The following is a 20,237-nucleotide window of genomic DNA, read 5'->3' as shown; positions in this document are numbered from 1 at the left end:
CTAGTGTCGATTCTGTTTAGTGTGAGCGGCGATCGCCGGGGCTGCAGGAGCTTGCGCGTCGTCGCTCTGGATGGTGGCAATGCCGGCCAGCTTGAGCTGGGCGGCGCGCGGTTTCGGCTTGCGGCTGGCGGCAGGCGACTTCAACAGCGCCTGCTCGGCCACGTCCAGCGCCAGTTTGGCGGCGGCTTGCTCACCGGCGCGGCGGCTTCCGCCACGGCCGTAGACCTGGATGTTCAATTTCGGCACCAGGCATTCGATCTCGAATTCCTGGCTGTGAGCGGCGCCGTGGGTGGCGACCACGTTGTACTGTGGCAGCGAAATTTTCTTGCTTTGCAAAAACTCCTGCAGCAGGGTCTTGGCATCCTTGCCCAGCGTTTGCGGATCGACCGAATCGAGGATGGGAATATAGAACGCGCGGATCACCGTGCTGGCGGCGTCAAAACCCGTGTCGAGGAAAATCGCGCCCAGCAAGGCTTCCAGGGTATCGGCAAGGATCGATGGACGGCGGAAGCCGCCCGATTTGAGCTCACCTTCGCCCAGGCGCAGGAATTGCGACAATTCCAGCTTTTGCGCGATTTCGTACAGCGACTGCTGTTTCACCAAATTCGCGCGCAGGCGCGACAAATCGCCCTCGTCGATGGACTTGAAGCGCTCGTACAGGATGGAAGCGACCACGCAGTTGAGGATGGAGTCGCCGAGGAATTCCAGCCGCTCGTTATGCAAACTGCTGTGGCTACGATGCGTCAAGGCTTGCTGCAACAGGCCAGCATCCTGGAACGTATAGCCTAAACGGGTTTGCAATAGCTGAAGATTCATTGTTGTTTCTGTATCATCTGAGTAATTCGGCTGGCCGCCGCGCGGGGAATCGGCGCGGCAGCCATGGTTGGTCTCTGGAGACCAGGCCGGCTTAGTGTATGCCGCCCACGCGTTTCGGATTGCTGAAGTTCATCCACACCAGGAAAGCCTTGCCGACGATATTCTCGTTCGGCACGAAGCCCCAGTAACGGCTGTCCGCGCTATTGTCGCGGTTATCGCCCATCATGAAGTAATTGCCTTGTGGCACTACACACGTAAAACCGTCTTCGTTGTAGTTGCACGCCTCCTTGTGCGGGAAATCCTTTACTTCACGCAAATTCAACGTAGGAGCGGGCTCGTCGTTGAGGATGCGGTGGCTCACGCCCGTCAGGTTTTCTTCCAGCTGCTTGTGGTAGACCGTGCTTTCATCGTCCAGGTAGTCGTCCAGCGGGGTGTACTGTACTTCCTTGCCGTTCACCGTCAAGCGCTTGTTTTCATAGGTGATTTTATCACCGGGCACACCGATCACCCGCTTGATATAGTCTTGCGACATATCTTTCGGATACTTGAATACCATCACGTCGCCACGCTGCGGATCGTTGACTTCGATGATGCGCTTGTTGACGATCGGCAAACGGATGCCATAGGTGAACTTGTTGACCAGGATCAGATCGCCCACCAGCAAGGTTGGCACCATCGAGCTCGACGGGATCTTGAATGGCTCGTACAAGAACGAACGCAGGCAGAACACCAGGGCGATGACGGGGAAGAAACTGCCCGAATACTCGACCCAGGTCGGCTGGCGCAACAGATCTGCCTCGATGGTGGCGCGGCGGCTGCTGCTACTACCATCAGACTTGATGCCTTCAGCCAACGACTTCGCTCGACGCTCATCGAACTCCGCCAGGGCGCGGTCGGCAGCCAGACGGCGCTGCTTGGACAGATAAAACACATCCAGGCACCAGACCAGGCCCGTCAACACCATCAGCACGAACAGGATTAAAGCGAAATTTCCTAAAATCACTTGCAGGTTCATTGATTAACCATCCACTTGTAAAATTGCCAGGAATGCCTCTTGCGGGATCTCCACGGAACCCACTTGCTTCATGCGTTTCTTACCCGCTTTTTGTTTTTCCAGCAATTTTTTCTTACGGCTGATGTCGCCGCCATAGCACTTGGCCAACACGTTCTTGCGCAAGGCTTTCACGTTCTCGCGCGAAATGATGTTCGCGCCGATGGTCGCCTGGATGGCCACGTCGAACATCTGGCGCGGGATCAGTTCACGCATCTTGGCAGCCACCTGGCGGCCGCGGTACTGGCTGTTCGAACGGTGGACGATGATGGCCAGCGCATCGACTTTTTCGCTGTTGATCAGCATGTCGACCTTGACCACGTCAGCCGCGCGGTATTCCTTGAACTCGTAATCCATCGAGGCATAGCCGCGCGACGTCGATTTCAGGCGGTCGAAGAAGTCCAGCACGATCTCGGCCATCGGCATTTCATACACGAGCTTGACCTGGCGGCCGTGGTAGCTCATGTCCATCTGGATGCCGCGCTTGCCGATACACAGGGTGATCACGGAACCGACATATTCCTGCGGCATGTACAGATTGACCGTGACGATAGGCTCGCGCACTTCCTCGATGCGCGACGGATCGGGCATCTTCGACGGGTTATCGACGTTGATCATGGTGCCGTCGCGCTGGATTACTTCGTACACCACGGTCGGCGCCGTGGTGATCAGGTCCATGTCGAATTCGCGCTCGAGGCGTTCCTGCACGATTTCCATGTGCAGCAAGCCCAGGAAGCCGCAGCGGAAGCCGAAGCCCAGCGCCTGCGACACTTCCGGCTCATACATCAGGGCCGCGTCGTTCAGCTTCAGTTTTTCCAGCGAGTCGCGCAGCGCGTCGTACTGGTTCGCTTCCACAGGGAACAGGCCGGCGAACACTTGCGGCTGCACTTCCTTGAAGCCAGGCAATGGCGCGGCGGCAGGACGGCTGACCAGGGTGACGGTATCGCCCACCTTGGCCGCCTTCAATTCCTTGATGCCGGCGATGATGAAGCCCACCTGGCCTGCCGACAGTTGCGGCAAGGATTGCGAACGGGGCGAAAATACGCCGATGTCTTCCACCAGCTGCACCGAATCGGTGGCCATCAGGCGGATCTTGTCTTTCGGTTTCAGGGTACCGTTGACGACGCGCACCAGCATGACCACGCCCACATAGGCGTCATACCAGGAGTCGACGATCAGCGCCTGCAGCGGCGCATCAGGGTCGCCCTTCGGCGGCGGTACCTTGACGATCAGTTGCTCGAGCACGTCCAGCACGCCAAAGCCCGTCTTGGCCGAGCAATGCACGGCGTCGGCAGCGTCGATGCCGATCACGTCTTCGATCTCGGCAATGGCGTTCGGCGGATCCGCGTTCGGCAAGTCGATCTTGTTCAGGACCGGCACCACTTCCACGCCCAGGTCCAGCGCCGTGTAGCAGTTGGCGACCGTTTGCGCTTCCACGCCCTGCGACGCGTCAACCACCAGCAACGCGCCTTCGCACGCCGACAGCGAGCGCGACACTTCATAGCTGAAGTCGACGTGGCCTGGCGTATCGATCAGGTTCAGGTTGTAGATCTGGCCATCGCGCGCCTTGTAGTGCAGGGCCGCCGTTTGCGCCTTGATGGTAATGCCGCGCTCGCGCTCCAGATCCATCGAATCGAGCACCTGCGCCTCCATCTCGCGGTCGGACAGGCCGCCGCACAATTGAATGATGCGGTCAGCCAGGGTCGATTTACCGTGGTCAATATGGGCGATGATGGAGAAATTGCGTATGTTATTCATTAACTAATATATGTGCGAGTGACAACACTGCTTTAACAGGAATCAGGGGGATCATGTCCGGGCCAAACAGGGCCAACACGGGGCGCCCCACTCATGATGAAAAAAGCGCTCCGAGCAGGACATCTGCATGCCCAGGCGAGCGCTTTTGAAGCGACAGAAGCTGCTGCCTCGGACAGTAGCTTTTTCGACCTCCCCATTTTACCGGATTTCAGAGTAGAAAGCCCGTCTTTCAGAGTCACGCACCGGGGCAAGCCGACATTTTCGGCTGTTTTCGACAGCAGAATGCTGCAACGCAGTGTCAATATTAACAATTAAACTACACCAGGCAGCGCCGCACAGCCCCCTCATCAAGGAAATAATGACATAGCTCGGGCTGCGCCAGATCGCCAAACAGTACCGGCACCAGCTCATCGAAACGCACCAGCAGCGAGGCGTCGGGCGACGCATCGATGTCGATCACGTCCACGGTGAACGGCTTGTCGGGTGGCTGCAGCAGGAGCAAGGCGTCCAGCATGTCCTGACATAAATGGCAATAACTGCGGGAATAGAGGGTAAAGTGCATATTTTAGTGACGGCGCAGAGGAAGGCTGGGGTCGGACGGGGACGCCTAGTCCCGACGGGGGAATTCAAGCCAGTGGCTTGAATTCCGATCCCGCAGGGACTGACCCCGGAATTTACTTCGCCGACGGACGCAGCGAAACGAATTGCGCCGTATCGCCACGGCGCACCAGCACGGCCGACGATTTTTTCGGATCGAGCTTGGCGACCAGGGCATTGAACTGCTTGGCGTCTTTCACGGCAACGTTGTTCAATTGCAATATCACGTCGCCAGGCTGCAGGCCGGCCAGGGCCGCCACGCCATCCGCATCGTCGACCAGCACGCCCGCGTCGATCTTCAATTCCTGTTTCTTCGCCGCCGGCACGTCGCTCACTTTCAGTCCCAGTGCATTGACGGCTTGCGCTTCCGGCTCCCTGGCGCCCTTCTTCGCCGTTTTCTCGCCTTCCAGCTCGACAACGGTGACGGGAATATCCTGCTGCGCACCCTTGCGCCAGACGGTGACCGTGGATTTGCCGTTGACGGCGGCGCCGCCTACCAGGCGCGGCAGGTCGGACGAGCGCTCGATTGCCGCGCCGTTGAATTTCAGGATGATGTCGCCCGGCTTGATGCCCGCCTTGTCGGCAGGACCACCCGGCTCCACCATCGACACTTGCGCCCCCTTGGCATTCGGCAAGCCCAGCGATTCCGCCACGTCCTTGCTCACTTCGCCGATCTGCACGCCGATCCGCCCGCGCACGACCTTGCCCGTCTTTTTCAGCTGCTCGCCCACGCGCATGGCTTCATCGATGGGCACGGCAAACGAAATGCCATTGTAGGCGCCGGACAAGGTGGCGATCTGCGAATTGATGCCGATCACCTCGCCGCGCATATTGATCAGCGGACCGCCCGAGTTGCCGGGATTGACGGCCACGTCGCTCTGGATCAGGGGCAGGTAATCGCCCGTGTCGCGCGACTTGGCGGAAATGATGCCGGCCGTCACCGTGTTTTGCAGATTGAACGGCGAGCCGATGGCGATCACCCACTCGCCCACGCGTATCTTGTTCGAGTCGCCGATGGTCAGGCGCGGCAGGTTGCCGCCCTCGATTTTCAGCAAGGCAACGTCGGTGCGCGCATCGGCACCGATCACCTTGGCCTTGAATTCGCGCTTATCCGTCAGGGTCACGTAGACTTCATCGGCGCCATCGACCACGTGGGCATTGCTCAGCACGTAGCCATCGCTTGAAATGATGAAGCCGGAACCGACGCCGCGCTGCACCTCCTGCTCCTGCGGCATGCCGCGGCGGCCGCCGCGCGGCCCCTGCTGGCGCGGCGTCGGCATGGCGCCGCCAAAGAAGCGGCGCAGGAATTCCTGCATTTCCTGTTCATCCTGGCCACCGGCGCCGACACCGGTGCCGCCCATTTTCAGGCGCTCGGTGGTGCGGATATTCACCACGGCCGGGCCGACGGCATCGACCAGGTCCGAGAAATCAGGCAGTTTCACGGCCGGCACGGCGGCCTGCGCCTGTGGCGCCAGGCCCAGCATGGTGGGAGCAAGGAAGAGGCCAGCTGTACCGAACAATAAGGCGGAAAGCGTCTTCACTGAAAACGACTTGCTGGCGACACACATGTTTTTTTTCATGGAAAGGATCTTTTCGAGTATATAAACGGATCAACCGATCAGGCGATTGCCTGCGTGCATGATTGGCCGTCATGACGGAATCTCAGGGGCAAACCCACCTGATAGCGCGCATGGCAGCAACAATATATCGCAAAAGCAAGATATTGCCTGCGCACAGTGTCAATCGTACCGAAGGCCAATGTCAAGAGGACAAAAGAGGAGTTAAGCCTGGCATAAGATGGAAAATCACCCTAGCGCTGCGCCAGCGGGCCCGTCTCCAGCGGTTCGACATGAACAGCCGGCCCCTCAGGCGCCGGCTCGGCAGCCAGGCGGCTGGCCAGGCGCGCGTCGAATTGGGCACTCAGTGCATGGCCGCATTGCTCCGAACGCAGCACATCACCGATATGGCGATAGGCATCCCAGGCTTGCCGGCCCGATGGCGTATCGAGGCCGGCAAAAGCCAGTTCCAGCTCGCTCGCCGCCAGCTCGCCATCGGCCAGCGCGGAAATAGTCTCGTGCAATCGTGTGTGCGTATCCATGATGGGTCCTGCCATTTCAAGAGGATAGTTGCGGAAACCAGACGCAGCCATGTCAAGCTCATGCTCCCCAGATTACCAGCGCTTGTCAATCGGCATGTCCAACAACGGTTTCAATTTCTCCGCAATCACTTCGCGCGCGCGAAAAATGCGGCTGCGCACGGTGCCGATGGGGCATGCCATGATTTCCGATATCTCTTCATAACTGAGGCCATCGATCTCGCGCAGCACGATGGCCGTGCGCAACTCGATGGGCAGCACATCCATGGCCGCATTAACGGTGGCCGCAATCTGCTTGCTGGCCAGCACCGATTCGGGCGTATTGTTGTCGCGCAATTTATTGCCATCATCGAAGGATTCCGCCTGCTCGGCGTCAGCATCGCTGGACGTGGCGGCGCGCCGCCCCTGCGTGACGAGATAATTCTTGGCCGTATTGATGCCGATGCGATACAACCAGGTATAAAAGGCGGCCTCGCCGCGAAAGTGCCACAGCGCACGGTATGCCTTGATAAAGGTTTCTTGTACCACATCTTCGGCCTCCGCCGGGTCATGCACCAGGCGCGACACAAGGCGCATCAAGCGGTGCTGATATTTCGATACCAGCACATCAAATGCCCGCTTGTCGCCAGCCTGCACCCGCTCGACCAGCAACTGATCATACTCGCGCTCTGTGCTCACGCCCAATGTCCCTGTAGTCATGCAGCGTGGGCGCCTGTATGGATATAGAGTTGGCCCGCTGCAAGAAGTTCAGTGTTCGCCCCACTTTTATTCTTCCCTGTTCCGCGCCGCAATGGCCCGGCAAGCCACGGCCAGCGGGCGGAAGGCGCAGCAGCTGCCGCGCTGCACCAGCACATCCGTGCGCCGTCCGGCGGCATCGGCCAGGCACAGCACCAGCAGTGACGGCCACAAGGTCGAGCCCGGCAACAGGCGCAGCGCCGGCACCACCACAGGCCCAGGCCCGGCCGGCTGCGCCACCCCGGCAGCAGCAATCCCCGGCGCCGCGCCATGCTCCAGATATACCGCCAACCGCAGCTGGCCAACCGGCGAAATATCAAGCGTCTGCGGCTTTCTGCGCCGGCGCAGCAAAGCCAGCAAAAACACGCCGCCTGCCGCACTCAGCAGCGCACCGCTCCAGCCCAGCGCATAGCCGCCCACCAGCTGGCCGGGACCGGACAGGGCCGCAGCGCGCCACGCGCCGCTCAAGGGCCAGCCGGCCAGCAAGGCGCACAGTCCCAGTACCGCTTGCAGCAGGCGCAAACAGACAGGCGTGCGAATAACAGCCGCCACCGCGATTGACATACTTCATGGGATAAAAAAGGCGCGCCGACACCATGCCGGGCAAATTCAGGCGCCAACGAACGTTGGCGCCGAATCAGCGCTCACTACGGTTTGACCGTAGCGAGTGCTTGAAAGTTCCTGCTTATTTCGTTTTACCGAAAATCAGCGTGCCATTCGTTCCGCCGAAGCCGAACGAATTCTTCACTGCATAATCGATCTTCATATCACGCGCCGTGTTGGCACAGAAATCGAGATCGCAAGCCGGATCCTGGTTGAAGATGTTAATGGTTGGTGGCGACACCTGATGGTGCAATGCCAGAACCGTAAACACCGCTTCCAGACCGCCAGCACCGCCCAGCAAATGGCCCGTCATCGACTTCGTCGAGTTGACGACCAGATTCTTGGCGTGATCACCGAAGGTGCGCTTGATGCCCATCACTTCCGCCACGTCGCCTTGCGGGGTCGACGTGCCGTGCGCGTTCAGGTATTGAATCTGATCCGCGTTCAAGCCGGCGTTGTTGAGGGCCGCGATCACCGATTTGCTGCCGCCGCTACCATCTTCCAGCGGCGAGGTCATGTGATAAGCATCTGCGCTCATCCCGAAACCATGCACTTCGGCATAGATCTTGGCACCACGGGCCACCGCGTGCTCGTACTCTTCCAGCACCATGACGCCAGCGCCCTCGCCCAGCACGAAGCCGTCGCGGTCGGTATCCCACGGACGCGATGCCGTTGCCGGATCGTCGTTGCGGGTCGACAAGGCACGCGCCGAAGCGAAACCGCCCAGGCCCAGCGGCGACACGGTCGATTCAGCACCACCGGCAATCATGACGTCGGCATCGCCGTACTCGATCATGCGCGCTGCGGCACCGATGCTGTGCAAACCGGTGGTACACGCTGTAACAATCGCCAGGTTCGGGCCCTTCAGACCATATTTGATCGAAAGGTTGCCAGAGATCATGTTAATGATCGAGGCAGGCACGAAAAATGGCGAGATACGGCGCGGACCGCGCTTTTCGTACTCGGACTTGGTGTCTTCGATCAGCGGCAAGCCACCGATACCGGAACCGATGATCACGCCGATGCGCTCGGCGTTTTCTTCGCTTACTTCCAGGCCGGAGTCCTGCATCGCCTGGATGCCCGCAGCCATGCCGTAATGGATAAAGGTATCCATATGGCGGGCTTCCTTACCGGAGATGTACTCTTCGATATTGAAACCTTTGACTTCACCAGCAAAATGCGTGGTGAATGGCTGTGCATCGAACTTGGTAATCGTGGCAATGCCGGATTTACCTTCAATGATTGCGCCCCACGCCTCGGCAATAGTATTGCCGACAGGTGAAACACAGCCCAGGCCGGTGACAACAACACGACGGTTTTTAGAACGGCTCAAGCGATTCTCCTGAAGTCGGTCAGACAGGCTTAGGCCTTGACGTGTGCGGTGGCGTAGTCGATCGCCTGTTGCACGGTGGTGATTTTTTCAGCTTGTTCGTCAGGGATTTCCATTTCGAATTCGTCTTCCAGGGCCATGACCAGTTCCACGGTGTCCAGGGAATCGGCGCCCAGGTCGTCGACGAAGGAGGATTCGATTTTGATGTCTGCTTCTGCAACGCCCAGTTGCTCAGCGACGATTTTCTTAACGCGTTGTTCGATATCCGACATGTTATGGCTCCAAAGTGTGTGTTACGGAAAGTGCGCGCATTTTATCAGGTTTGCGCGTCCGAATACTAATTTCGGTGTCTGCTGCTAATTCGACCGAAGCTGCTGCTAAAAGATGCGATTATAGACAAAACGGCCCTTGAATCATGCCACAAACGCCCGCCCTGTCTAGCGTTCACATCAATTCATGTACATTCCACCGTTCACGTGCAGGGTCGTGCCCGTGATATACGCCGCTTGCGGCGAGGCCAAAAAGGCCACGGCCGCCGCCACGTCTTCCGGTTTGCCCAGGCGGGACAGGGGAATTTGCGTCAACAGGGCTGCGTGCTGCTCTTCGCTCAAGGCCTTGGTCATGTCGGTATCGATGAAGCCGGGGGCGATGCAATTCACGGTAATGTTGCGGCTGCCGATTTCGCGCGCCAGGGCGCGGCTCATGCCTTCCACGCCGGCCTTGGCCGCCGCGTAATTCATTTGCCCCGGATTGCCCGACGAAGCCACCACCGACGTGATATTAATGATACGCCCAGTTTTGGCTTTCATCATGCCGCGCAGTACTGCGCGCGACAGGCGGCCGACGGCCGACAGGTTGGTGGAAATGACGCTGTCCCACTCTTCGTCCTTCATGCGCATGGCCAGCTGGTCTTGCGTGATGCCCGCATTGTTGACCAGGATCGACAGGCTGCCGTAGGTTTTCTGCACTTCATCGACGACTTGCGCGCAGCGCGCCGCATCGGTCACGTTCAACACCAGGCCTTTGCCCGCCACGCCTTCGGCGGCCAGGTAATCGGTGATGGCTTGCGCGCCGCTTTCCGAGGTGGCGGTGCCAATGACGGTGGCGCCCTGTTTGCCCAGTTCGGTGGCGATGGCGCGGCCGATGCCGCGCGAGGCGCCCGTGACCAGCACGACTTGATTTGCTAAATTCATGAGTATCCTTAAGAGCAAGCGCGGCAGGCAAGCTGCCGCGATCTGATGTTTATTTGAGCTGCGTCAAAATGCGTTCCAGCGATGCCTGGTCAACGATGGCATCGCCCACCAGCACCGGATCGATGCGCTTGGCCAGGCCCATCAGGACCTTGCCCGGACCGCACTCGATCACTTGCGTGATGCCGTCGGCCGCCACTTTTTGCATGGTTTCCACCCAGCGCACGGGGCTCGCTGCCTGGCGCACCAGCGCATCCTTGATGCCGGCGACATCGTTGACGATGGCCACGTCGACGTTGTTGATCAGGGCGATCTGCGGCGCAGCGAACGTCAAGCCGGCCATGTACTCGCGCAAGCGGTCCGATGCCGGTTTCAGCAAGGACGAATGGAATGGCGCCGAGACGGGCAGCTTCATGGCGCGCTTGGCGCCCTTGGCCTTGGCCAGTTCGCAGGCGCGCTCGACGGCCGCCGTGTGGCCGGCGATGACGACTTGCGCAGGCGCATTGAAATTGACAGGCTCGACCACCAGGGCCGGGCTCTCCGCCGCCGCGGCCAAGCAGGCGGCGCGCACGTCGTCATCCGACAGGCCCAGCACGACCGCCATCGTGCCCTGCCCTACCGGCACGGCTTCCTGCATGGCTTGCGCGCGGAAGCGCACCAGCGGCACGGCATCCTTGAACGAGATGACGCCGGCGGCGACGAGCGCCGAGTATTCACCGAGGCTGTGGCCAGCCACCACCGTCGGCACGGGACCGCCGGCCGCCAGCCAGGCGCGGTAGAAGGCCACGGCCGCCGTCAGCATCACCGGTTGCGTGTTGGTGGTCAGGTCCAGCTCTTCTTTCGGACCTTCGGCGATCAGCTTGCCCAGGTCGAATTGCAGGGCGTCCGACGCTTCGGCCACGGTCTGCGCAACCACGGGGTTGCCGGCGAAACCGTCGAGCATCGCAATCGCTTGCGAGCCTTGGCCTGGGAAAACAAATGCAAATTGTGTCATGGTGACTCCGTTTTGAATTTTTGGTATTCGAGTTGCCGTAAAGTAGTTTCTTTACCCAAAAGGCAAAGGCTGGGGTCAGACCCAGCGGGTCTGACCCCGGTGCTAACCAGTTTACATTCTTGCGAGCACGGCGCCCCAGGTAAAGCCGCCGCCCACGCCTTCCATCATGACGTTGTCGCCCTTCTTGACGCGCCCATCGCGCACGGCGATGTCGAGTGCCAGCGGGATCGAAGCGGCCGAAGTGTTGCCATGCTGGTCGACGGTGACAACCATCTTTGCCAAAGGCAAGCCGAGCTTCTTGGCCGTGCTGTTCATGATGCGGATATTCGCCTGGTGCGGGATCAGCCAGTCGATCTGGTCCGAAGTCATGTTGGCGTGCGCCAATGCTTCGTGCGCGACCTTTTCCAGCACGGACACGGCCAGCTTGAACACGGCCGGGCCATCCATGTAGAGGAAGGCGCTGCCGTCCAGCGCGCCGCCAGCCAGGCTGCCTGGCACGCTGAGAATGTTCGAGTGGCGACCGTCCGCGTGCAGCTTGGTGGCCAGGATGCCCGGCTCCTTGGAGGCCGTCATGACGATGGCGCCGGCGCCGTCGCCGAACAGCACGCAGGTGCCGCGGTCGTCGAAATTGAGGATGCGCGAAAACACTTCGGCGCCGATCACCAGCACATTTTTATGCATGCCCGACTGGATGAAGCTGTCGGCCGTGGCGACCGCATACACGAAACCGCTGCAGACGGCTTGCACGTCGACGGCGGCGCAGTTATTCGTGATGCCCAGCTTGTTTTGCACGATGCAGGCGGTGCTGGGGAAGCTGCCGAAGAAATCGGGAGTCGAGCTGGCGACGATGATCAGGTCCAGGTCGTTGCCGCTCAGGCCAGCCATTTCCAGGGCCTTTTTGGCCGCTTCCACGCCCAGGTCCGAGGAGTTTTGCGATGGCGCCGCGTAATGGCGCGCCGAAATGCCGCTGCGCGAGACGATCCATTCATCCGAGGTCTCGATGCCCTTGGCGGCGAGCTGTTCGGTCAAATCCTGGTTGGTGACGCGCTTCTCCGGCAAGTAGCTGCCGGTACCGATAATTTTGCTGTAAGTTTTGCTAAAAACAGTCATGCAAATACCCGTCCACTAAATGGTAGAGCTTGTTGAAGTAGGTTCGTCCGGTACTGGCGTGCGCGGCATCAGCTCGGCGATGAGGCTGGCCAGGTGTGCTTGCACGTCATTTTTTGCCGCATCAAAGGCGCGGCGCAAGGCCCATTCAAACGAATAGGCATCGGCGCTGCCATGGCTCTTGAAGACGAGGCCACGCAAGCCCAACAGGCTGGCGCCGTTGTAACGCGATGGATTCAGGCGGTTGCCGATGGCTTTCAGGGCCCCGCGGGCAATCAGCGCGCCCAGCATGGTGATCGGATTGCGCTTGAATTCGGTAGTGAGCACGTCCTTCATGAGGCGCGCCAGGCCTTCGATGGCTTTCAGGGTGACATTGCCGACAAAACCGTCGCAGACGACGATATCGGTCGTGCCCTTGAAAATATCGTTGCCTTCCACGTTGCCGTAGAAGTTCAGCGCGCCACGCTCGTGGTCGGCCTGCAACAGCTTCGACGTGAGTTTCACCACTTCATTGCCCTTGATATCTTCCGTGCCCACATTCAGCAGGCCGATCGTCGGGCGTGCTATGCCTTCCATGGCGGACACCAGCACGGAACCCATGATGGCGAACTGGTGCAAGTGATGCGGTTCGCAATCGACGTTGGCACCCAGATCCAGCATATAGGTGGGGCCGTTCTTTTGATTCGGCAAGATGCTGCAGATGGCCGGGCGGTCGACGCCGGACATGGTTTTCAATACATAGCGCGAGACGGCCATCAGGGCTGCCGTATTACCGGCGGAAACGGAGGCTTGCGCCACGCCGCTCTTGACCTGTTCGATGGCTACGCGCATGGAGGAATCCTTCTTGCGGCGCAAGGCCACTTCCAGGGGATCGTCCATGGTAACTTGTTCGGAGGCATGCAACACCGACAGGCGCGGATGCGTGTCGGCTTTATGTTTTTTCAATTCGGCACGAATCACGTCTTCCAATCCAACAAGGATCAGTTCGGCTTCAGGCTCATGTTTTACGAAGGAAATTGCTGCGGGGATAGTGACTGAGGGACCGTGATCTCCGCCCATGCAGTCGATAGAAATTTTGATTGTCATTTGTGTTGATTCAATACCGCTGCGGGCGTGCGGCAAGATGTGAATCGGACTGGAGCATATGCAGGGCGCAGCATGTCATGCACCGCCTGAGCAAGCTTGATTCAAAATGACGGGTGCGCAAGATGAATTGCAGCCGATAAAAAAGAAGAAGCGGCGCCACGCCGAATAACCACGCAACACCGCTTTCATCTTACCCAACAAAAACGTCGATTACTCGTCGTTTTTGGTCTTCAACACTTTACGGCCACGATAGAAGCCGTTAGGGCTGATATGGTGACGCAGGTGTGTTTCGCCGGTAACTGGCTCGACGCTCAATTGCGGCGCGACCAGGAAGTCGTGCGAACGGTGCATGCCGCGCTTGGAAGGGGTTTTCTTGTTCTGTTGAACTGCCATGATGACTCCTAATACATAAGTTCTAAAATTTTAGCACAATCGATTGGCAAATACATGCTAATCGAGTATCCCAGCGGCAAAGACTACCCGAAAATAGCCCGGACCGACATCGTTTGTTACACTACATTTCACTACACTTGCCATACTCGATTACTACACGCGTTTGACACGTTCTCTAAACGGGACCTCACAAACCTACTGCGCGTCCCACTATCGCCTCGGCGTTGCTCAGCGTACTTCCGTACGCTTGCGCTACTCAAGACGATATTGGACCGCTCGCTACGGTTTTTGAGGCCCCCCTACAAACTACCACTACTACTTAACTTATTCTGGCTTCAAGTCTTTCAGTGCCGCAAACGGCGACTTCTTTTCAGTCTTGAGAGCATCGAGCTGCGCCGTATCGGGGCAGACGTCGTGTTTGGGTACCTGCGGCAGGGCCAGCAAGGCTTCATCTTCGATCAGGGCCGCGGCATCCATGCTGCGGCTGCCGACGATCACGTCGATCGTTTCATCGTTGATGATTTCTTCGATCTCGTCCGCGTGCTCGTCATCCTTGCCCAGCATCAGAGTGGTCGTCGAATCAATTGCGTAAGCATACGGAGTCAGGCAGCGCTGGCAAACCAGCTGAACGGTGCCGTTGACCGACAAGGTCAGTTGTGGGTAGCCCAGCTTGCTGGTGCCGCCGACGATCTTCCAGGCGATTTCGCCGGAAGCATCTGCACAATCCTTGGTCAACCGGGTCATTTCAGCGACAGGAGTTACACCCTCGCGGCTCCCGCTGATACGACAAAAATCAAAGGCGTCGATCACAAAAGCATTCATTGGTAGAAAATTTCCCCGGAAAACCTGCGATAATAACAGGGTTTTTAGCACCGAGTCAAAGGCTAAGCATCTTTTTTGACGCAATCATTGCCATAAACATGACATATTCATCAATACCGCCATGCCGCATGGAGCCTCAGTTATGGGCTCAGCGCCCTGGAATTTGCGTGAAATTCCCCTGACATCGACCAGCGCGGCCATGCCGGCCGCCATCCACTACCGAATGATACCAACTTCCGCCCCATTGCGCTTGATTCTTGCATCGAGTTCGACCTACCGCAAGGAACTCCTGCAACGCCTGCGCCTGCCTTTCGAGGTCGCCGTGCCCGATCTCGACGAAAGCCCCCTGCCAGGCGAAAGCCCCAGCACCACGGCCCTGCGCCTGGCGCAAGCGAAGGCACAGGCCGTGCTCGATCGCTATCCTGGCAGCCTCGTCATCGGCTCCGACCAGGTCGCCACCCTGGATGGCGCGCAGATCGGCAAACCGGGCAATCACGCTAATGCCCTGCTGCAACTGCAAACCATGCGCGGGCGCCAGACCGTGTTCCACACGGCACTATGCCTGCTCGACGGGCGCCAGACGCCGGCCGTGGCGCAAGTGGAAGATATCCAGACCCTCGTCACCGTGCGCGACTTGCCCGATGCGGAACTGGACGCCTACCTGCGCATCGAGCAGCCGTACGACTGCGCCGGCAGCGCCAAGAACGAGGGCCTGGGCATTGCCCTGCTCGAACGCATCGACAGCGTTGACCCGACCGCCCTCACCGGCCTGCCGCTGATCGCCCTGACCGGCATGCTGCGCAAGGCTGGCGTGGCGTTTTTCACATTTTAATCACCCTGGGGTCAGACCCGACGGGGCAGTGCGTTCGAGTGGAGCGCACTGCGATCCCGGAGGGACTGACCCCGGCCAATACAAAGCTAATAATATGACCGGCACCCTGTACCTGATTCCCAACCACCTCGGCCTGTCCGAAGGCGCAATCGATCCACTGTCCTGCATCATCCCAGAGCAAGTACGGCAGATCACCTCGCAGCTCGATTATTTCGTCGCGGAAAACGCCAAGACGGCGCGCGCCTTCCTGAAATTGATTGGCAACCAGCATCCGCTGGCCAAGCCGCTGCAGGAAATCACGATTTCCGAACTCAACGTGAATACCCCGGCGCAAGCGCTGGCCGGCTTGCTGGCGCCCCTGCTGGCGGGCCGCGATGCGGGCCTCGTGTCGGAAGCGGGCGTGCCGGCCGTGGCCGACCCGGGCGCCGACCTGGTGCGCCTGGCGCATCAGCACGGCATCAAAGTACGCCCACTGGTGGGGCCGTCGTCGATCCTGCTGGCCGTGATGGCCAGCGGCTTGAATGGCCAGAGCTTCGCCTTCAACGGCTACCTGCCCACGGACGCGGCCCTGCGCGCCAAGCGCATCAAGGAACTGGAAGTGCGCTCGCGCACGGAAAAGCAGACCCAGCTCTTCATCGAAACGCCGTACCGCAACGCCGCCATGCTCGAAGCGCTGGTGGCGCAATGCGCGCCGTCGACCCTGATCTGCGTCGCCACCGACCTGAGCCTGGACACGGAAAGCGTGCAGACGTGGAACGGCGGACAGTGGAAGAAACAATTGGCCGCCGGCAAGGCGCCTGACTTCCACAAGAAACCGACAGTGTTCTTGCTGCTGGGACAGTAATCCCCCGCCCATAAAAAACGCCACGGTCGTATCAACCGTGGCGCTTTTTATTACAGCACTACCAAGACAAGCAGGATTACACTCTTCTTGTGCCCGTATTCTTCTGTCCGCCCTTGCCCGTTTCCAGCACGAACTTGGCGCCATCGTCGCGGCCCAATACCTTCACCAGGTACGGCATGACTTCGCGCAACATCGGCTCCAGCGTGTACGGCGGGTTCAAAATGAACATGCCGCTGCTGTGCAAGCCGAAACCGTCCGGCGACGGGGTGTTGACCGTCAGGGTCACGTGCAGCCAGTCCGAGCTGGGCAATTGCTTCAGCTTGTCGGCGAACTGGCGCGATTCCATGCGCTGCAGCACCGGGTACCAGACGGCATACATGCCGGACGGGAAGCGCACGAGGGCGTCGGCCAGGGTGTCCTTGACCTTGCGGTAATCCATCTTGTCTTCATACGGCGGGTCGATCAGCACCAGCGCGCGGCGCGATGGCGGCGGCAGCAGGGCTTTCAGGCTCTGGAAGCCGTCCGCCTTGGTGATGAGCACGCGCTTGCCGCGCACGGTCGGACGCTCGCCCTGGGCCAGCGCATGCGCCTCGACCTTGCGGAAGTTGTCGGCCAGAATCTTGGCATCGGCAGGATGCAGCTCGAACAGGCGCAAACGGTCTTGCTCGCGGCTGACCTTGTCGGCACAGTACGGCGAACCCGGGTAGTAGCGCATCTTGCCGCTCGGATTCATTTCCTTGATCAGCTTCATATACTCGGCCAGCGAGGCCGGCAAGTCCGTGCGGTCCCACAGGGGGGCGATGCCCGTTTCGTACTCGGCATTTTTCGAAGCATAACCACCGTCGAGCGCATACACGCCCGCGCCGGAGTGGGTATCGATATAACTATAGGCGGTATCTTTTTGATTCAGATATTGCAACAACTGAATCTGCACATAATGCTTCAACACATCGGCGTGATTACCCGCGTGAAAGGCGTGGCGGTAACTCAACATAAGCTGGCTAATTCCATAATAAAAATAAACAAAGGCGGGGCTGCGCTGACACCGGGCAGGGCATGAAAACAGACTGGGGGAGTCAGGCTGCGGGGCCAGGAAACAGCATGGACCAGCGTAATCAGCGCGCAATTACCAGCATTATCCACCAGAAAGGTGTATTGCATCAAAAAACACCGATAAACAAGGCCATGCATTCCCGCGACTGGCGCGCTCGGGCGCGGTAGAATACGCGCATCGTGCGCCCCGCGCCCATCCGCCTACTACTATAGATACAGCCATGCACAGCCTGACCCTCACTACCGATAACCGCGCCGATGTCGCGGCAGCCCTGGCCGGCCCGCGCTGGACGGTGGCTTGCCTGTGCGCGCTGTGGTGCGGCACTTGCGGCAGCTACCGCGCCACGTTCGAGGAACTGGCCGCGCGCCATCCGGACACCGTCTTCGTCTGGGTCGACATCGAAGACCAGGCCGACGTGGTGGGCGACCTCGACATCGACAACTTCCCCACCCTCTTGATCCAGCGCGAGGACAACGTGGCCTTCTTCGGCACCGTGCTGCCCGACGGCGGCCTGGCGCACCGCATGGTGCAGGCGCAGCAGGCGCTCAGCGGGGAAGAACTGGCGGCGCTGGCCAGCAGCACGCAGGAACGGCGCGACTGGCAGCGCGACTGCAATCTGCGCACGCTGCTGGCCGCCACCCTGGCATAGCAAACATCAGGCCAGGCGCAGCGGCAGGCTGCGCAGCCGTTTCCCTGTCAAACTGAACACCGCGTTGGCCACGGCCGGCGCAATCGGCGGCGTACCGGGCTCTCCCACGCCTTCCGGATGCTCGGCGCTGGCGATGATGATGGTTTCCACCTCGGGCGTTTGCCCCATGCGCAGCACGGGATAGTCGTGGAAATTGCCCTGCTCGACTTTGCCCTCCTTGAAGGTGATCTCGCCACCCAGCGCCGCCGACAGGCCAAACAGCACGGCCGACTCCATCTGCTGGGCGATGATGTTCGGATTGACGGCGATGCCGCAATCGATGGCGCACACCACGCGCTGCACGCGAATCTCGCCGTTTTCCACGGACACCTGCGCCACTTGCGCCACGATGCTGCCAAACGACTGGTGCAAGGCCACGCCATGCGCATGGCCGGGCGGCGCACTGCCGGCCCTGGCCACTGCCGCGTCGAGCACGGCCAGGTGGCGCGGATGCCTGAGCAGCATGGCGCGGCGCAAGGCGACGCCGTCCTGCCCCGCCGCGTGCGCCAGTTCGTCGATAAAGCTTTCCTTGAAAAAGGCGTTGTGCGAATGCCCCACCGAGCGCCAGTAGCCTATCGGCACGGGGCTGTCGGCGATCACGTGGGCGATGCGCTGGTTGGCGATTTCATACGGCATGTCGAATTCGCCTTCGGCCGTGGTCTTGTCCGGCCCCGCGCCGGGCAAGCCGAAATTACGCTGCAAAAACTGGTGCGTGATGGAGCCGCTGACAGATTTGTTGTCCCAGGAAGCGATGCGTCCGTGCTCGTCGAGGCGGGCCGCAAAGCGGGCCAGCGCGGCGGGACGGTACATATCGTGCTGTGTGTCCTGCTCGCGCGTCCACACCAGCTGCACGGGCGCGCCGCCGCACTGCAGCGCGATGGCGACGGCCTGCGCCACCATGTCCACTTCCAGGCGGCGGCCGAAACCGCCACCGAGCAGCAGCACCTCGATCGTCACATCCTTCGCATCGACGCCAGCCACCTTCGCCGCCACGTCGACGGCGATGCCGGGCGCCTGCGTCGAGACCCACAGCATCACCTTGCCATCTTTTACCTGCGCGGTGCAGTTGACGGGCTCCATGGCGGCGTGCGCGAGGAACGGCGCGCGGTACTCGGCCGTGACGCTGCGCATGCCTTGCACGGCTTTACTTTCCACCTCGCCGCTGGCGTGGTAGGCATAGCCCGCTTCGCTATCGAGCAGGCGGGCAAACTCCGCGTACACGCCGGCGCTGGACAAGTTCGCCTGCGGGCCGGCCTTCCACTGCGTCGGCAAGGTGGCGGCGGCCTGCTTGGCGCGCCACCAGGTATCGGCCACCACGGCGGCACACGAGACGCTGCGCTGCGCCAGGTGCGGCGTCAGGTCCAGCACTGTTGTCACGCCGGGCATGGCCAGGATGGACGCAGCATCGAACGCGGCCAAGATATCCCCCAGTCGCGGCGGCAGATGCAGGGCCGCGTACAGCATGCCGGGCGGACGCGCATCGATGCCGAAGCGCGCGCTGCCATTGACTTTGGACGGCGTGTCGCGGCGCGGCGCCGGCTGGCCGATCAGCTTGAAATCCTTGGGCGACTTCAGCACGGGCGTGCCCGGGTCGATGGCGGCGGCGCGCTGCGCCAGGCTGGCGTAGCTGGCGCGCCGGCCATCCGGATGGATCACTGCGCCATCCTGCGTGCGGCATTGCGCCACCGGCACCTGCCACGACGCGGCGGCGGCTTGCAGCAGCATGGCGCGCGCCGACGCGCCCGCCTCGCGCATGGGGCCCCAGCCATCCTTCACGCTCGACGAGCCGCCAGTGACGATCACGCCCAGTTCGCGCGCCGCCTTGGCCACCGTCCACTGGGCCAGCGCTTTTACGCGGCCCTGGTCGTCCGGGTGGAACGGCAGGCCATCCTGAAGCATGGCCACATTGCCGAAGATTTTATCCATCGGCGCCTGGATCAGCTTGACGCTGGACAATGGCACGTCGAGTTCCTCGGCCACCAGCATCGGCAAGGCCGTGTGCACGCCCTGCCCCATCTCGCTGCGCGGCATGGCCAGGGTCACCGTGCCATCCGTGCCTATGGCCAGCCAGCCGTTCAGCGCCACGGCGCCATCCTGCAGCGGCAGCGGCGCGCTGCCATGCAGGCGCTGGCGCGGCGGCAGCACGCCCCAGCCCAGCACCAGGGCGCCCACGCCGGCCACGCCAAGGCCCAGGCCACCGAGCAGGAAACGGCGGCGCGACGTATTTTTTTCTCCGGCCATG

General features: G+C 60.7%; 22 protein-coding genes. 4 read left to right on the top strand and 18 right to left on the bottom strand.

Going from position 1 to position 20,237, the window contains the following annotated elements; genetic code table 11:
- The 3 genes from rnc to lepA form a co-directional block, all read right to left on the bottom strand.
- The gene (gene rnc, locus ACQ4WS_RS14115) at nucleotides 1–816 is read right to left on the bottom strand and encodes a ribonuclease III (RefSeq protein WP_034749615.1); all 816 of its coding nucleotides are present in this window, start codon (nucleotides 814–816) and stop codon (nucleotides 1–3) included.
- 91 nt (nucleotides 817–907) lie between these two features.
- Entirely contained in the window at nucleotides 908–1,831 is a 924-nt protein-coding gene (gene lepB, locus ACQ4WS_RS14110; protein WP_436477183.1) for a signal peptidase I, read from the bottom strand.
- Nucleotides 1,832–1,834: 3 nt separating this feature from the next.
- Nucleotides 1,835–3,625: a translation elongation factor 4 gene (gene lepA, locus ACQ4WS_RS14105; protein ID WP_101481965.1), complete on the bottom strand. Its 1,791-nt coding sequence runs from the start codon at nucleotides 3,623–3,625 to the stop codon at nucleotides 1,835–1,837.
- A 93-nt stretch (nucleotides 3,626–3,718) separates the two neighbouring features.
- Here lepA and ACQ4WS_RS14100 point away from each other — a divergent pair, with 93 nt between their 5' ends.
- Nucleotides 3,719–3,940, top strand: coding sequence for a hypothetical protein (locus tag ACQ4WS_RS14100; protein WP_436477180.1), 222 nt, complete (start codon nucleotides 3,719–3,721; stop codon nucleotides 3,938–3,940).
- A 1-nt stretch (nucleotide 3,941) separates the two neighbouring features.
- Here ACQ4WS_RS14100 and ACQ4WS_RS14095 read toward each other — a convergent pair whose 3' ends face one another.
- The 13 genes from ACQ4WS_RS14095 to ACQ4WS_RS14035 all read right to left on the bottom strand — a co-directional run bounded on the left by ACQ4WS_RS14095 (nucleotide 3,942) and on the right by ACQ4WS_RS14035 (nucleotide 14,577).
- Nucleotides 3,942–4,187, bottom strand: coding sequence for a glutaredoxin family protein (locus ACQ4WS_RS14095; protein ID WP_436477178.1), 246 nt, complete (start codon nucleotides 4,185–4,187; stop codon nucleotides 3,942–3,944).
- 112 nt (nucleotides 4,188–4,299) lie between these two features.
- Nucleotides 4,300–5,802: a DegQ family serine endoprotease gene (locus ACQ4WS_RS14090; protein ID WP_436477176.1), complete on the bottom strand. Its 1,503-nt coding sequence runs from the start codon at nucleotides 5,800–5,802 to the stop codon at nucleotides 4,300–4,302.
- 230 nt (nucleotides 5,803–6,032) lie between these two features.
- The gene (locus ACQ4WS_RS14085) at nucleotides 6,033–6,320 is read right to left on the bottom strand and encodes an RseA family anti-sigma factor (RefSeq protein ID WP_436477175.1); all 288 of its coding nucleotides are present in this window, start codon (nucleotides 6,318–6,320) and stop codon (nucleotides 6,033–6,035) included.
- A gap of 72 nt (nucleotides 6,321–6,392) precedes the next feature.
- Nucleotides 6,393–7,016 carry an RNA polymerase sigma factor RpoE gene (rpoE, locus tag ACQ4WS_RS14080; RefSeq protein ID WP_436477173.1) on the bottom strand — a complete coding sequence of 208 codons (624 nt, stop codon included), beginning with the start codon at nucleotides 7,014–7,016 and terminating at the stop codon, nucleotides 6,393–6,395.
- 66 nt (nucleotides 7,017–7,082) lie between these two features.
- A complete protein-coding gene (locus tag ACQ4WS_RS14075; RefSeq protein WP_436477171.1) occupies nucleotides 7,083–7,604 on the bottom strand; it encodes a hypothetical protein in 522 nt (173 codons plus the stop codon).
- A 133-nt stretch (nucleotides 7,605–7,737) separates the two neighbouring features.
- Nucleotides 7,738–8,988: a beta-ketoacyl-ACP synthase II gene (gene fabF, locus ACQ4WS_RS14070; protein WP_436477169.1), complete on the bottom strand. Its 1,251-nt coding sequence runs from the start codon at nucleotides 8,986–8,988 to the stop codon at nucleotides 7,738–7,740.
- A 29-nt stretch (nucleotides 8,989–9,017) separates the two neighbouring features.
- Nucleotides 9,018–9,257, bottom strand: a complete 240-nt coding sequence (gene acpP, locus ACQ4WS_RS14065; RefSeq protein ID WP_008449912.1) for an acyl carrier protein — start codon at nucleotides 9,255–9,257, stop codon at nucleotides 9,018–9,020.
- 177 nt (nucleotides 9,258–9,434) lie between these two features.
- Nucleotides 9,435–10,178 carry a 3-oxoacyl-ACP reductase FabG gene (fabG, locus tag ACQ4WS_RS14060; RefSeq protein ID WP_436477167.1) on the bottom strand — a complete coding sequence of 248 codons (744 nt, stop codon included), beginning with the start codon at nucleotides 10,176–10,178 and terminating at the stop codon, nucleotides 9,435–9,437.
- A gap of 49 nt (nucleotides 10,179–10,227) precedes the next feature.
- On the bottom strand, nucleotides 10,228–11,169 hold the full coding sequence (gene fabD, locus ACQ4WS_RS14055; RefSeq protein WP_436477165.1) for an ACP S-malonyltransferase: 942 nt from the start codon (nucleotides 11,167–11,169) through the stop codon (nucleotides 10,228–10,230).
- 111 nt (nucleotides 11,170–11,280) lie between these two features.
- Nucleotides 11,281–12,279, bottom strand: coding sequence for a beta-ketoacyl-ACP synthase III (locus ACQ4WS_RS14050; RefSeq protein ID WP_436477163.1), 999 nt, complete (start codon nucleotides 12,277–12,279; stop codon nucleotides 11,281–11,283).
- Between the two features lie 15 nt (nucleotides 12,280–12,294).
- Nucleotides 12,295–13,362, bottom strand: a complete 1,068-nt coding sequence (gene plsX, locus ACQ4WS_RS14045; RefSeq protein ID WP_436477161.1) for a phosphate acyltransferase PlsX — start codon at nucleotides 13,360–13,362, stop codon at nucleotides 12,295–12,297.
- A 210-nt stretch (nucleotides 13,363–13,572) separates the two neighbouring features.
- Nucleotides 13,573–13,755, bottom strand: coding sequence for a 50S ribosomal protein L32 (gene rpmF, locus ACQ4WS_RS14040; RefSeq protein WP_010399517.1), 183 nt, complete (start codon nucleotides 13,753–13,755; stop codon nucleotides 13,573–13,575).
- A gap of 324 nt (nucleotides 13,756–14,079) precedes the next feature.
- Nucleotides 14,080–14,577, bottom strand: coding sequence for a YceD family protein (locus tag ACQ4WS_RS14035; RefSeq protein WP_101481975.1), 498 nt, complete (start codon nucleotides 14,575–14,577; stop codon nucleotides 14,080–14,082).
- A gap of 223 nt (nucleotides 14,578–14,800) precedes the next feature.
- Between ACQ4WS_RS14035 and ACQ4WS_RS14030 the strand changes: the two genes are divergently transcribed.
- Together ACQ4WS_RS14030 and ACQ4WS_RS14025 are read left to right on the top strand one after the other, a co-directional pair.
- Nucleotides 14,801–15,409 (top strand): Maf-like protein, encoded by a 609-nt coding sequence (locus ACQ4WS_RS14030; RefSeq protein ID WP_436477210.1) that lies wholly within the window; start codon nucleotides 14,801–14,803, stop codon nucleotides 15,407–15,409.
- 94 nt (nucleotides 15,410–15,503) lie between these two features.
- The gene (locus tag ACQ4WS_RS14025) at nucleotides 15,504–16,253 is read left to right on the top strand and encodes an SAM-dependent methyltransferase (protein WP_436477158.1); all 750 of its coding nucleotides are present in this window, start codon (nucleotides 15,504–15,506) and stop codon (nucleotides 16,251–16,253) included.
- A 76-nt stretch (nucleotides 16,254–16,329) separates the two neighbouring features.
- Here ACQ4WS_RS14025 and ACQ4WS_RS14020 read toward each other — a convergent pair whose 3' ends face one another.
- The gene (locus ACQ4WS_RS14020) at nucleotides 16,330–17,247 is read right to left on the bottom strand and encodes a 23S rRNA (adenine(2030)-N(6))-methyltransferase RlmJ (RefSeq protein WP_034749665.1); all 918 of its coding nucleotides are present in this window, start codon (nucleotides 17,245–17,247) and stop codon (nucleotides 16,330–16,332) included.
- Between the two features lie 280 nt (nucleotides 17,248–17,527).
- On the opposite strand from ACQ4WS_RS14020, the gene ACQ4WS_RS14015 reads away from it, so the two are divergent.
- Nucleotides 17,528–17,956 (top strand): thioredoxin family protein, encoded by a 429-nt coding sequence (locus ACQ4WS_RS14015; protein ID WP_436477155.1) that lies wholly within the window; start codon nucleotides 17,528–17,530, stop codon nucleotides 17,954–17,956.
- 6 nt (nucleotides 17,957–17,962) lie between these two features.
- Here the strand turns inward: ACQ4WS_RS14015 and ACQ4WS_RS14010 are convergent, their stop codons facing one another.
- Nucleotides 17,963–20,236 (bottom strand): xanthine dehydrogenase family protein molybdopterin-binding subunit, encoded by a 2,274-nt coding sequence (locus tag ACQ4WS_RS14010; protein WP_436477153.1) that lies wholly within the window; start codon nucleotides 20,234–20,236, stop codon nucleotides 17,963–17,965.
- Nucleotide 20,237 lies beyond the last annotated feature (1 nt).

Origin of the sequence: Janthinobacterium leeuwenhoeki (genome assembly GCF_051380795.1) — a bacterium.
In the GTDB taxonomy this organism is placed as follows: domain Bacteria; phylum Pseudomonadota; class Gammaproteobacteria; order Burkholderiales; family Burkholderiaceae_D; genus Janthinobacterium.
This window is presented reverse-complemented; position numbering and strand designations above follow the sequence as displayed.